Source organism: Paenibacillus sp. FSL R5-0928, from assembly GCF_037970385.1.
Taxonomy (GTDB): domain Bacteria; phylum Bacillota; class Bacilli; order Paenibacillales; family Paenibacillaceae; genus Paenibacillus_AQ; species Paenibacillus_AQ odorifer.
Genome location: NZ_CP150225.1, coordinates 7,063,663 through 7,076,853 on the forward strand (window position 1 = coordinate 7,063,663; position 13,191 = coordinate 7,076,853).

The 13,191-nt window shown below is 47.4% G+C and carries 10 protein-coding genes; 6 read left to right on the forward strand and 4 right to left on the reverse strand.

Going from position 1 to position 13,191, the window contains the following annotated elements; all coding sequences use genetic code 11:
• Positions 1–19: 19 nt before the first annotated feature.
• Positions 20–763, reverse strand: coding sequence for a glycoside hydrolase family 16 protein (locus tag MKZ16_RS32015; RefSeq protein WP_051491236.1), 744 nt, complete (start codon positions 761–763; stop codon positions 20–22).
• A gap of 148 nt (positions 764–911) precedes the next feature.
• Here MKZ16_RS32015 and MKZ16_RS32020 point away from each other — a divergent pair, with 148 nt between their 5' ends.
• The 6 genes from MKZ16_RS32020 to MKZ16_RS32045 all read left to right on the forward strand — a co-directional run bounded on the left by MKZ16_RS32020 (position 912) and on the right by MKZ16_RS32045 (position 10,784).
• Entirely contained in the window at positions 912–1,832 is a 921-nt protein-coding gene (locus MKZ16_RS32020; RefSeq protein WP_036682380.1) for an ABC transporter permease subunit, read from the forward strand.
• An 18-nt stretch (positions 1,833–1,850) separates the two neighbouring features.
• Positions 1,851–2,735 carry a carbohydrate ABC transporter permease gene (locus MKZ16_RS32025; RefSeq protein WP_038573901.1) on the forward strand — a complete coding sequence of 295 codons (885 nt, stop codon included), beginning with the start codon at positions 1,851–1,853 and terminating at the stop codon, positions 2,733–2,735.
• A gap of 8 nt (positions 2,736–2,743) precedes the next feature.
• Positions 2,744–4,465 carry an extracellular solute-binding protein gene (locus MKZ16_RS32030; RefSeq protein ID WP_143759053.1) on the forward strand — a complete coding sequence of 574 codons (1,722 nt, stop codon included), beginning with the start codon at positions 2,744–2,746 and terminating at the stop codon, positions 4,463–4,465.
• 147 nt (positions 4,466–4,612) lie between these two features.
• Positions 4,613–6,451, forward strand: a complete 1,839-nt coding sequence (locus tag MKZ16_RS32035) for a histidine kinase (protein ID WP_076105138.1) — start codon at positions 4,613–4,615, stop codon at positions 6,449–6,451.
• Positions 6,452–6,454: 3 nt separating this feature from the next.
• A complete protein-coding gene (locus MKZ16_RS32040) occupies positions 6,455–8,026 on the forward strand; it encodes a response regulator (protein ID WP_076132881.1) in 1,572 nt (523 codons plus the stop codon).
• Positions 8,027–8,162: 136 nt separating this feature from the next.
• Positions 8,163–10,784, forward strand: coding sequence for a family 16 glycosylhydrolase (locus tag MKZ16_RS32045; protein WP_076105139.1), 2,622 nt, complete (start codon positions 8,163–8,165; stop codon positions 10,782–10,784).
• Between the two features lie 187 nt (positions 10,785–10,971).
• Here the strand turns inward: MKZ16_RS32045 and MKZ16_RS32050 are convergent, their stop codons facing one another.
• From MKZ16_RS32050 to MKZ16_RS32060, 3 genes are all read right to left on the reverse strand, one after another.
• Positions 10,972–11,352, reverse strand: coding sequence for a FlxA-like family protein (locus tag MKZ16_RS32050; RefSeq protein WP_038573907.1), 381 nt, complete (start codon positions 11,350–11,352; stop codon positions 10,972–10,974).
• Between the two features lie 202 nt (positions 11,353–11,554).
• Positions 11,555–12,265: an ABC transporter permease gene (locus MKZ16_RS32055; protein WP_076105140.1), complete on the reverse strand. Its 711-nt coding sequence runs from the start codon at positions 12,263–12,265 to the stop codon at positions 11,555–11,557.
• Entirely contained in the window at positions 12,262–13,107 is an 846-nt protein-coding gene (locus MKZ16_RS32060; RefSeq protein ID WP_038573911.1) for an ABC transporter ATP-binding protein, read from the reverse strand. Before MKZ16_RS32060 ends, MKZ16_RS32055 begins: the two co-directional genes overlap by 4 nt.
• Positions 13,108–13,191 lie beyond the last annotated feature (84 nt).

Genomic DNA, 13,191 nt, shown 5'->3' on the forward strand with positions numbered 1-13,191 from the left:
GCATCTCCAAAATTTTTAATTATGGATACAGCCATATCCCTGAAACCGTCATCACCGCTGGCAGTGCAGTCTCGTCAACCGCTACATTGTCATACCAGCCGCCCACTGCAAGGTTCAGCACCAGATAAAATGACTCGTTAAAGGGCATAATGCCTGGCTCCAAGCAACGCTCGGCAAAGCAATGTCCGTCTACCAGCCATCGAATCGAACTGGCATTCCATTCCAGTGCATAATCATGGAATTCATTAATGGTTCCGCTTTCAAAATGGTGCGAGAACTCCTCAACGATTTGATGTTCCCAATTCTTTCCGTAGTGCAGTGTTCCGGATATTTGCTGAGGCAAGCGGCCTTTGGCTTCCATGATATCAATCTCGCCGGAAGCTGGCCAAGGCCCGTAAGCCTGTTCCTGCGGAAGCAACCAGATGGCAGGCCATACCCCTTGCCCTACCGGCAGTTTTGCACGCACAACCAACTTGCCATAACAAAAGGAAAAATGGTCCTTTGTATCCAAACGAGCCGAGGTATATGCAAAATTGCGCCCATCCTTTTCAATGGATTCGCTGCGCGCGCACAGGTTTAAGCCAAATTCATCGATATACAGATTGCTGGAATGATCCGTGTAATACTGCTGCTCTCCGTTGCCCCAACCTGGGTCTATGGGATTACCCTCATTATCTAACAAGTCGTTGCCAAGGCGGACATTCCATAGCTTTAAATCGGCATTTCTATCTAAGAAATTCTGTTCCCATATAGGTTTATTCATCCTTTGCACACTCCCTTCATTTAATCACAGCATACTTAATTTTTGCGGCTGGTCAAACAAATCTAAAAAAATGGGATAGGGTCGATAATCATGGGCTTTTTTTCCTATACGCTTTTTCATACGATGAAATAGAAAGGGGGCACGGAAAATGTTCCAATACAGAACGGAACAAATGAAAGCGCTTTTTAAGCAGTGGCAATTGCAAAGCATGGTTATCCCGGGAATCATCTGGATGTTTATCTTTTGTTATATCCCTATGTTCTGGCTCATTATTGCATTTATGGACTACAGCATCGCCAAACCCTTACTAGAATCACCGTTTGTCGGGCTGAAGCATTTTCAGGATTTTTTGACGGATGAGCGTTTTTGGCGTTCGATCCGCAATACTCTGGGAATGAGCAGCATCAAGCTGGTCTTGGGTTTTCCCATTCCTATCTTGTTCGCCTTGCTGCTGAATGAAATACGGAGTCTTCGATTTAAGCGAACGGTACAAACCATTTCGTACCTGCCGCACTTTATTGCCTGGACGATTTTTGGCGGCATTGCGCTCAATTGGCTGGGCGAGGGCGGTGTGATCAATCAGTTGATGATGGCGTTCGGGTTCCAGGAACGCGAAATCCTGTTTAACAGCGACCCTAAGTACTTTTGGTGGATCACCTTTTTCACCGATACGTTAAAAGAAACCGGCTGGAGCGCCATTATCTACATAGCGGCAATATCCGGCATTGATCCGGGGCTGTACGAAGCGGCTGAGCTGGATGGCGCAAACCGGCGGCAGCGGATGTGGCATATCACCATTCAGAGCATACGCCCCACCATCGCTATTTTGTTCATCCTCGCTGTCAGCGGGATACTCGGCAGTAACTTTGAGCAGATCTTTATGTTGAAGAACAATATGAACATGAGGATGGCGGAAAGCCTAGACTTGTATATCTACAACATGGGGTTGGTCTCCGGGCGCCATTCCTTCTCAACAGCCGTCCTGTTCGCCCGCTCTATTGTGGCGCTAGGTTTGTTGTTTTTGGCCAATCACACATCCAAAAAACTAACCGGCGACAGCATTTTTTAGAAGGGAGAGGACAGAGGTATGGAAAGACGCAAAAGATTTCGGCAAATTGGAGTATTTGAGGTCTGCAACACCCTGCTGATGCTGGCGGTTTGCTTTTTAACACTGTACCCGATGTGGTTTGTATTCATTAACTCGCTTAATGCGCCGCAGCAGGCATCCCTGGGCACCGTCAACTGGTTTCCCAAAGAATTATCGCTGGCCAGCTATAGCGTTGTGTTCAATGATAAGACAATGATGAACGGTTTTTACATTACCACTCTGCGCACAGTGATCGGGACAGCAACGCATGTGTTGTTTACCGCCATTATTGCTTACGGAATGAGCAAGTCTAATCTGATCGGACGCAAGCTGTATCTTAAAATCGCATTGGTTACGATGCTGTTCTCAGGCGGGCTGATCCCTACATTTATTCTGATGACGAAGCTGGGCTTATATGATAATTTTTGGATATTCATCATTCCCTCTATGTACACTTTTTTTAATATGGTCATTTTCATGAGCTTCTTCCGCACCATACCCGACAGCCTGGAGGAGTCTGCGAAGGTAGACGGTGCTTCAGACTATGGCGTCCTGTTTAGAATCGTATTGCCCAATAGCATGGCTGTCATTGCGACTATATCGCTTTTTTCAGCCGTTTATCATTGGAATGATTATTACCAGGGGGTCATCTACATCCGTTCGCAGGAATTACTGCCACTGCAGACCATGCTGTACAAAATCATTGCGGAGAACTCTATGTCCTTCATGCAGCAGCAAGCTATGGCGCAATTCGGCGCAAGACTTCCCGGCAACTCTATTAAATTTGCATCCATGATGGTGGCCACACTGCCTATTCTGATAGTCTATCCTTTCATTCAACGCTATCTGGTCAAAGGCGTGATGATTGGCGCCATTAAGGGATAAGAGTGTGAGTGTCTAGAAACTGGTATACAAAAATTCAGAAGCAGCAAAGAAAGGATGATTATGTCATGAAACGCAATCTCATTAAGCCGGGGTTGACCCTCGTTCTGGCCGCAAGCCTGATGCTAGGCATAGCCGCGTGTTCCAATTCAGCGAATAGTGAAAATAAGCCGACACCACAGCCTACAGATAGTACACAGCCGCCCCCGAGTGAAGCAAAGCTCAATCCCGATGATCCGGCATGGAAGCTGGATACCAGCCCTGTTGATTTAACCTGGTTCGTAGGTGCTAACTGGTATGCCCACACTTGGGGAGACAGCTTGACCTCCAAGTACGTAACGGAAAAAACAGGCGTAAACATCAAGCTTGAAGTACCTTCCGGTGAAGCCAATGAACATATTACCCTGATGATGACCTCGGGCAAGCTGCCAGACTTGATATCAATGGGTTCGTGGGAAACCGCTGTCAAAAAGCTGTGGGAAGGCGATCATGTCTACGCCTTAAATGAATTAGCTGACAAGTATGACCCTTACTTCTTCAAGGTGGCCGGGGACGGTACACTGAAGTGGTATCGTCAAGAAAATGGCAATACCTATGGCGTTCCGAATGATTCATATAGCCCCAACCTGATGCATGAAACTGGCATGACGGCGGCTAACCAGACTTTCCTGGTGCGGAAAGATCTGTATGAGGAGATGGGCAGCCCGGACCTTAGCACTCCAGAGGGCTTTCTGAACGCACTGCAACTGGTAAAGGATAAGTACTCCCAATATAAAGGCCAGCCCATCAGTCCCTTTTTTGCACAAGGGAACGTCCCTTACGGGATGACCGAATATCTGCAGAACCTACTGGCCGTTCCGCATGAGAAAGACGGAAAAGTATACGACCGCATTACCGATCCCGATTATATTGCCTGGCTAAAAACCTTCCGTACGGCTTACGAGCGCGGGTTGATTAATGTGGATTTCCTGGTGGATTCCGATACTCAGGTAGAGGAAAAAACAAACAACGCCCGCTATTTCATGATGGTCCGCGAGTGGACCGGTATGTCGGCTGTCAATCCTATGCTGGCTGCTAGCGGCAACCCGGATTCTTACTACATCGCAGTCGATGGGCCAAAGAACAGCAAGGGCGATAACCCTAAGTTATTCCCTGGCAACATGGACGGCTGGATGGTGACGATGATTAGCAAATCAACCGAAAACCCTGAACGAGCCATCCGCTTTTTGACCTATCTGGCCAGCGAAGAAGGCCAGCGAGATTTATTCCTTGGCAAGGAAGGCGAAACATGGGAGATGGTAGATGGCAAGCCGCAACTGAAGCCTGAAATGGGAAAATTACTCGACACTGATATTGAGAAGCTGGAGAAAGAATACGGCATCATGGATACCTATTGGATGATGCGAAACCCTGTAATCGTCAACCAGTGGAGACCGGAGAAATCTCCTGTCATTAAGCAAATGGAAGACTTCGCCAATAAGCAGGCCGATATTGATAGCGGTATCTATAAGGGCTTAGATCCACAGGGCGATTCTGATGTGTCGGTAGCCTGGTCCCGTATTTCGCAAAATTGGGAGGAAGTACTCCCTGAGCTAATTACGGCCAAAAATGAGGCTGAATTTGATAAAATCTTCGACAATTTCCTTGACCGCCGCGAGAATTACAACTTTGGCAAGGTGATGGAATACCGCCAGGCTGAACTGGATGTGCGAAAATCCAAAATGGCAGAGTAATAATGCCCGTATTAAGATTGCTGCCGGCCACCGAAAGGGTGGCCGGTATTCCCTTTTTCGCTTCTTTAACCATTTAACAAAACAGCCTAGTTACCTACCGGGCAGTTTGTAATATATGGTATATTACAAGGGTAGGAGGCTACTTAAATGAAGTATCTGCTGACTAAAATGAGGAAGCTGTACCGTAATTCCCGAATCTCCCAAAAGTTGTTTCTGGCTTTTAGCATGATGATTGCCATCCCTGCGATTGTGGTATCCTTTTTATTTATCCGCACACAGGAAAGTCAGCTATACAAGGACGCTATGGCTACCGGCAGCAGCCATGTCTCACGAATTAACGAACAACTGCGCAGCAAAATGGGCATTATTGAGAACGCTTCCTCTACTGCGCTGAATCAAAAGGCATTTGTAGATTTTATTCACTCCAATATGCGCGGGGATGGCCTGCGTCTCGTAAAATTTAGACAAAATCAATTTGAGCAAATGCATAATATCATTCAAAGCTACGAGATGATCAGAGAGCTAAGTTTCTATGTCGATAATCCAAACCTATTTGAGATTTGGCCTGAAATCTACCATTATGACAAGTTCTGGCCGAAGGACTACTGGGTGACACTTCGGGAGGAAGGCGGTGCGGCATACCGCTTATTTGCTTTTAAAGATGGAGAGCATACGCTATCCTATTACCGGCTGGTACGCCTTCAGGGGCAACAGCAGAAACTCCCTACCATTATGGAAATCCGCGCCCAGCATAGCGTCTTTTTCAGTGACCTGCTTGAGGATAGCGGGGGGGATTTCTTTTCTGTAGTGATGGATGGAGCCGACTCTTCCCGATCTGTATACAATCCTGAGCATATCTTTTCACAAAATGCCGGTGAGGAATTGGATAACATTCTAGGTAGCATTCACCAGCGGCTGGATGTGCTGCAGCAGAGTAGCCCCATTAAGGTCAAGGTAGGCGACCATACTTACTACGCGTTGTATCGCTACATCGCCCCACTGAACGCCTATGTAGTGGATATTGCCTCTCATCAAGCGCTGATGAAAGGCCCACGAAGCTGGTATTTGCTCGTAGTAGCGATCACATTGTGTGTATTGCTGCTAATGTTACTGCTCGTTTCACATACCACTCGGCGCATTTTCCGCCGGCTCGACAGGGTGCTGGCTTCTATGCGCAAGGTGCGGCAAGGCCAACTGGATGCGAAAATTGATACCGGCCTGGATAAAAACGAAACCGGTGACGAAATCGACGAGGTGGCCGTCAGCTACAATAATATGTTGGACGAAATCAAACATTTGATGACCCAAGTGGTAGATAAGCAGCTGATTGCCAAAAATGCACAGCTGCACTCGCTGCATTCGCAGATCAATTCACACTTTTTATATAACGCGCTGGAATCCATCCGTATGCTCGCGGAGGTTCAGCGACAGCCCGCTATCGCCGAAGCGTTGGTGTCTTTAGGCTCACAACTGCGATACAGCATGCAATGGCGCAGCGATACGGTTGCGCTTAGCGAAGAACTTGCCAACATACACAGCTATGTCCGATTCATAAACTTTATGGAGGGTGGCAGCATTGAGTTGACGGCGGATCTCCCGCAGGAGGTACTGCGTTATACAATTCCTAAAATGTGCATGCAGCCCATCGTCGAAAATGCCGTTCATCATGCAGCGCCCTCGGGCGGCAGCGTACGTATCCATATTACCGTATCGGTAGAAAATGAAAGCCTTCTGCTAATTGAGATACGAGATGATGGCGCAGGTGTTGACCCGGAAATGCTGTCCAGTCTGCAGGCTGTGCTGCGGGGCGACTCAGATTCACCGATTGTTACCAGCAAAAACGGACTGGGCTTGGAGAACGTGCATAAGCGCATACAGCTTCATTATGGTAAGAACTGCGGTCTTTGGATTGACAGTGTGCAGGGTGCATATACTTGTGTAACCATACGTTTGCCTTGGGAAAATGTGAATCTTGGAGGATGGTAGGGCATGATCAATATTCTAATTGTGGACGATCAAAAGCACATTCGTGATGGGCTGCAGGCGATGCTGCGTCAATTTCCGCTGCAGCTGGACAATATTTACTGTGCAGTAAACGGAATTGAGGCCTTAGATATATTGAGTCAGCACAACATCCAACTGGTGATTACTGATATCAGGATGCCCGATATGGATGGACTGACGCTGATGGCGAAGAGCAAACAGGAGCATATTGAGGTAGATTACCTGATTATTAGCGGCTATAGTGATTTTGCCTATGCTCAAAAAGCCATCGAACTTGGAGCAAAAGGCTACCTGCTCAAACCTGTGAAACGTGAAGATCTGCAAACCGCAGTAGAACATGTAGCAAATGAGATAAAAACACGGCAGGCGCTCTCGCGTAATATGGAGCATATCTCCCGCCGCGCCCGGGAGACAGACCGCAAAGAACTGAGTATGTTCATGCAGGGTGCAATGATTGATGAAGCGTGGGTTCTCCAGACCCAGCAACAGAATCCAGAGTTGTGGAGTAATTACCGCCTGTGTCTGCTGCGGGAGGAATTATGGATTAACCAACCGGGGGCCGACAGTAGCCACAGTATGGAATCCCTTGCCTACCGTGTGTATGGCAGACGAGGGTGTATATGCCTGCAACACCGCCCGTACCTGATTCTCGCGGTTGATGCAGCCGTAGATACGGGAGCCTTCCCGGCCGCCCTCAAAGCAGGACAGATAGATGCCATTACTGCCATGACCAGCCCGCAGCAAGGATTGAAGGAGTTGCCCCGCAGCTATACACAAGCGCTAGAGCTCTATCGCCACAGTTACCTGTTTCCAGAGAAGAGCTGCATCTTGCCAACACATATTGAGCGACTGGAGCAGCAGTGGGAGCTTCCCTATGAGGAGTTATATGCCCTGTTCCAGTTAATCGGCACCAAAAACAGCGGTACAATCACCCAAGGCATTTCTATGATATTTCACAAAGATACATTGCAACGTTATCACATCCAATACACACAGCAGCTATGCCGTGCCATTGTACAGATGCTGGAGGAATCTGTGCGTGTAATCCGCCCGTACATGGGGGAAGAAGCGCTGGACATCGAATGTTTACGTAATCTATTCGATTATCCGGGTATTCGCGATTATATTCAGGCGCTGCAACAACAGCTGCTTCGGCTGAACCAATTTTATTATGAATATAAGTGCAGCTATCGCAACTCGCAAGATTTGAATGAAGCCATACGCTTTATACACGAAAGCTATCATAAACCCCTGGATCTCGCGATGGTATCGAACCACGTGTCGCTTAATTATGCCTATTTTTCTAACCTGTTCAAAAAAAATATCGGCAAAGGCTTTGCAGAATACTTGCGCGATGTGCGCCTGGATAAAGCCCGGCGGCTGCTGGCCGAAACCGATCATAAAATTGTAGAGGTAGCCACCATGGTAGGGTATGAAAGCTACAAAAGTTTTACACGATCATTTCGGGATGTCATGGACATGCAGCCCACAGAATACCGGCAAATGATGCGCCGGAAGCACGACAGCGAGGAAAAGTTCCGTGACACAGCGCTATAAATAATCAAAAGCCAAAAAATTGGGTTATAACAAAAATAATTGTACCTTTTAGCTGATTATTATATTCGATAGAATAGAGATGACCCTAAATGTAAGCGGTTTCGTTTCTTCATTATTTTATTAAAGGAGGGCAAGTATGAAACGACTTTACAATACGGAAAGTGGTTTTAAGCAGAAGGTATTTAGTTTGTTCTTAGCAGTAGTACTGTTGGCTGGGGTTGGTCTATTGCCGACTTCTAAGGTGCAGGCAGCAGGAACCACAGTTACCTCTATGTCTTACTTTTCAGCGGCAGACGGTCCTGTCATCTCAAAATCAGGGGTTGGGCAAGCTAGCTATGGTTTCGTCATGCCCACATTCAATGGGGGCTCTGCCACCTGGAATGATGTTTCCGATGACGTCGGTGTAAAAGTAAAAGTTGCTGGAAACTGGGTGGATATTGACCATGCAGGCGGCTATACCTACAACCAAAACTGGGGACACTGGAGCGACGGTGGCTTGAATGGCTATTGGTTCACTCTCTCCGCAACAACGGAGATTCAGCTGTTCTCCAAGGCTAATGGAGTTACACTTGATTACACCCTGGTATTTCAAAACATAAACAAAACGACCATTACTGCTATGGCCCCTACACAAGGGCCGCAGATTTCAGCAGGATTTACAGGAAGTGCAGGCTTTACTTATCCTACCTTCAACAATGATCCGGCCGTTACCTATGAAGCCGTAGCTGAAGATCTGAAGGTATATGTAAAACCTGTAAGCAGCAGTACATGGATTGATATTGACAATAATGCAGCCAGCGGCTGGATCTATGATAACAACTTCGGACAATTCACCGAAGGCGGCGGTGGCTACTGGTTCACCGTAACAGAGTCTATCAACGTCAAGTTAGAATCGAAAACCTCAGCGGCTAACGTCGTTTATACCCTCACCTTTAATAAACCTGTAAGAAATTCATATGTCTTAACTCCTTATGAGGGAACGACCTTTACCGCAGATGCAAAAGGTGTAATAGGTGTACCGCTACCTAAGATTGATGGGGGCGCTCCAATAGGCACTGAACTAGGAAATTACGTATACCAAATTAACATCAACGGACAATGGGTTGCTATGAGTGATTCCAGCCAGAGCGGATTTGTATACGCCGGCAATGGCTATAACAACATGTCCGATGCCAACCAGTGGGGATATTGGGCTGACTACATCTATGGGCTTTGGTTCCAGCCTGTCCAAGAGGATGTGCAAATCCGTATTGGCTATCCATTAAATGGACAGGCGGGCGGAAGTGTCGGCAACAATTACGTCAACTATACCTTTATTGGTAATCCAGATGCCCCACGTCCGGATGTATCCGATCATGATGACATTGCCATCGGAACACCAAACGACCCGGCGATAGAGGGCATGAATCTCATTTGGCAGGATGAATTTAACGGAACAGCACTCGATACGAGCAAATGGAGCTACGAACAAGGTTATTATATTACTGACGATCCGAATAGCTGGGGCTGGGGCAACGCGGAACTGCAGCACTATACAGACAGTACACAAAATGTATTTGTACAGGACGGAAAGCTGAATATCAGAGCTTTGAACGATTCAAAATCCTTTCCACAGGACCCAAGCCGGTATGCCCAGTACTCATCCGGCAAGATTAACACCAAAGATCAGCTGTCCTTCCAGTACGGCAGAGTAGATATTCGTGCTAAGCTGCCTACAGGTAACGGCGTTTGGCCAGCACTTTGGATGCTTCCGGAAGATGCCGCTTATGGAGCGTGGGCCGCATCCGGGGAAATTGATATTATGGAAGCCAAAGGACGCTTGCCCGGCACGACCAGCGGGGCCATACACTTTGGCGGACAATGGCCTGTAAACAGATATATTGCTGGTGAATATCACTTCCCTGAAGGTCAGACCTTCGCCAATGATTATCATGTGTACTCCATGATCTGGGAAGAAGATAATATGAAATGGTATGTGGACGGCAAGTTCTTCTTTAAAGTCAGTAGAGATCAATGGTATTCCGTAGCTGCACCTAACAATCCGAACGCCCCATTCGATCAACCCTTCTACATCATTATGAATCTGGCGATCGGCGGGCACTTCGACAGCGGTCATACCCCAGATCCGTCGGATATTCCTGCAACAATGCAAGTGGATTATGTTCGTGTCTATAAAGAAGGCAACAGCGAGAATCCGGTAAACGTGCCGGTTACCGGTATTTCTCTGAATCAAACCACTGCGCAGGTGGAGGTCGGACAGACTGTGCAGTTGAACGCCAATGTTGCCCCGTCTAATGCAACCAATAAGCAGGTCACTTGGACCGTATCAGGTACCAACGTCGCTTCCGTGAATCCGAACGGTCTCGTGACGGGACTCACTCCAGGCACAACAACCGTAACGGCTACAACAGCTGACGGTAATAAAACAGCCCTCTCCACCATCACTGTTGTACCGGCAGCATCATCCGGTGTTATCATTGTCGGCGATGAGGTGCGGGGCCTGAAGAAAATAGGTGACGACCTGCTGTTCTATGTGAACGGCGCAACCTTTGCCGACTTACACTATAAGTTGAATAACGGTGGGCAGCTAAACGTAGCCATGACCCCGGCAGGGAACGGTAGCTATACCTACCCTGTAAATCACCTGCAACACGGGGATACCATCGAGTACTCCTTCACCTATAATCCGGGACAAGGGGCCGTCGATTCCCCGACGCTCTCGTATATCCATGGGGTAACCCAAGGAACACCAGAATAAAATAGTTGAACCCTAAGCAACTGCATGAACACAAATAGGCGAGGAGGAAGTGTTGAAGCTTCCCTCTCGCCTATTTTGTTGTTTTTACCGTGCTGCGGGTCTTCTCGGGGGAAGCTCGGCTAGCTAGCCTCATGATTATGGAGTGTCAGTTTATCACCTGACGCTTTCCGCACCTTCGCTCGCTTGCCTAAATTAACGCGTCGAAATGACCCTCCGCGTCCACCGTCGCCGTCCGGGGATCAGTCAGGCCGATGCCCTTGAGGCCTCCCTTTCCTTCATTTCCCCAAAGGGGGAGGTGATCTTGAAGCGGAGAAGCAGGCACAAAATTTACGGAGGTACTGCTCCCGCTTTTCTGTACCAGTTGGGACTCCAGCAGCCGGATTTGCCGCTGCAGCTGCTCCCTGCGATAAGGAGTCTGCATCTCACTTCCTTGTGCCGCATTCACTTTATCCAGTTCCATCATCAGCCGGTTTCGCTGTTTCTCCAGAGAACTGACATCACTCTGTGTACCGCCGTAGGCCGCAATGGTCTGTACGGAGCTGATGCCTGATACTGTCTGTGCCGCCATGATCTTTCCCCCATTTCCTTGGCTCCCAATCCAAAATCAGCCAAATTTGAAAGTTCTAATCATCTTTATTACCCGGCAGGCCCCGTCATGACAACATCACAGCCTCAATTGGAAAATAATCGTCGTATAGTCTCAGTCGGCCGCTTGTTTCAACCCTACCAAAGACCCACCGAAGGCTGGCTAAAGTCCCTTCAGAGCTCCCTTACTCGTCCTTCAACCGCCGCTGATATAAAATGACAGACACTACTGTTAGCACAACCGTCCATGCCAAATTAATGAGGAGTGGTTTCACTACATCGCCCGTCGTATAACCTGTATTGCTTAGACCCAGCAGATGCACAAGCTGACTGCTTGGCATGTAATCCAGCACTTTGAAGACCGGATAATCCTTCACTAGTACTTCTCCCCACGGTGCCCCCATAAATATGAACGCCACAGGGAGTATAGATAATGAGGATTCAAGCAACGTCTTGGAGAATAAACCGCAGATCGTCCCGGCTGCAGTGTACAGAATAATCGAAAGAAAGATTACTGCCACAAATGCCCATATATTAGCTGGCTCATAGCCAAATAATAATGTAGAAATAGCGAGAACAACAGCAGACATGACAAAGACCAAACTGCTTTTACCGATTAGTACATCCATGGTCGTAGCCGGTGTCATCATTAATGACCGTAAAGTGTTACGTTCCTTCTCTTCCGCAATCAAGCAGGCTTGTGCGAAACATGTTAGCAATACAAACGAACTATTAAAAAGAAAACCGCTGGCTCCAGGTAAAGACGCACCTGCCCTCTTGAAAATCAGAGCGATAATAATAGGAAAAATCAGCATAATGGACAGCGCGTAGTTACGTGAAAACTCTTTGTAATCCTTCACAAATATCGCCCGGGCACGTTTGTATGAGATACTCATAGTAGCTCACTTCCTGTCATTTTAATAAAAATATCACCTAGACTTGGCTCTTTCGTTTCTAACCGGTCAATTAGCCCCCGCTTCATCCAATCCGCGATTTGGTCAGCCGCCCCCTCATCGATCGGGAGCTCGTAGGTTTCCCCATTGATTAAGTCCACACTAATTACGTTCTCCCGGTGCTGCCGTTTAAGTTCCTTCGGTGAACCGATGGTTTGGATTTGACCCTGATACAGAATCGCTACACGGTTGCATATCAATTCTGCTTCAGACATATCATGCGTAGTCAGAAAAATCGTAGTTCCTTTCTCATTTAAGTAGCGTAAGCCTTTATAGATATGTGCTGTGTTTACCGGATCTAGAGCCGAAGTTGGTTCATCCAGGAATAATAATTCCGGCTCATGGATAATCGCGCATGCCAGCATGACACGCTGACGCATCCCTTTGGATAAGAGGTTAGCTTTCTTTTTGCGCTCCCCGCTTAAGTTTACAAACTGCAGCACCTTGTCGACCGCAGATTTGGGAAGATCATATAACTTACGATACAACTCCAGATTTTCCTCAATACTTAACCTCTCATATAGACCACTGTTATCCGTCAAAATGCCAAAACGCATCTTCTGAGCAGACTGCTGCATCATCTCCGCCGGCTGGTCAAATACACTTGCCTGTCCACTTGTCGGATTTAACTGTGCCGTTAGAATCTTAATTAATGTTGTTTTGCCTGAGCCACTCGGGCCAAGGAAACCAAAAATTTCACCCTTAGGAATTGAAAAAGAAACATCTGCTAACGCATCCTTTTCTCCAAATCTCTTATGGATACGTTCTACCCGGATAACATTCATTAACTCCACATCCTTAGTGTTGATGGCTTAAACATATACAGATTACATGCTTCCTGCCATCAAAACGCGCCGAAATGTAGCTGT

Coding starts and splice junctions, on each gene's coding strand:
- MKZ16_RS32050 (WP_038573907.1), bottom strand. CDS start 11,352: ATGGCGGCACAGACAGTATCAGGCATCAGCTCCGTACAGACCATTGCG.
- MKZ16_RS32040 (WP_076132881.1), top strand. CDS start 6,455: ATGATCAATATTCTAATTGTGGACGATCAAAAGCACATTCGTGATGGG.
- MKZ16_RS32060 (WP_038573911.1), bottom strand. CDS start 13,107: ATGAATGTTATCCGGGTAGAACGTATCCATAAGAGATTTGGAGAAAAG.
- MKZ16_RS32015 (WP_051491236.1), bottom strand. CDS start 763: ATGAATAAACCTATATGGGAACAGAATTTCTTAGATAGAAATGCCGAT.
- MKZ16_RS32035 (WP_076105138.1), top strand. CDS start 4,613: ATGAAGTATCTGCTGACTAAAATGAGGAAGCTGTACCGTAATTCCCGA.
- MKZ16_RS32045 (WP_076105139.1), top strand. CDS start 8,163: ATGAAACGACTTTACAATACGGAAAGTGGTTTTAAGCAGAAGGTATTT.
- MKZ16_RS32020 (WP_036682380.1), top strand. CDS start 912: ATGTTCCAATACAGAACGGAACAAATGAAAGCGCTTTTTAAGCAGTGG.
- MKZ16_RS32025 (WP_038573901.1), top strand. CDS start 1,851: ATGGAAAGACGCAAAAGATTTCGGCAAATTGGAGTATTTGAGGTCTGC.
- MKZ16_RS32055 (WP_076105140.1), bottom strand. CDS start 12,265: ATGAGTATCTCATACAAACGTGCCCGGGCGATATTTGTGAAGGATTAC.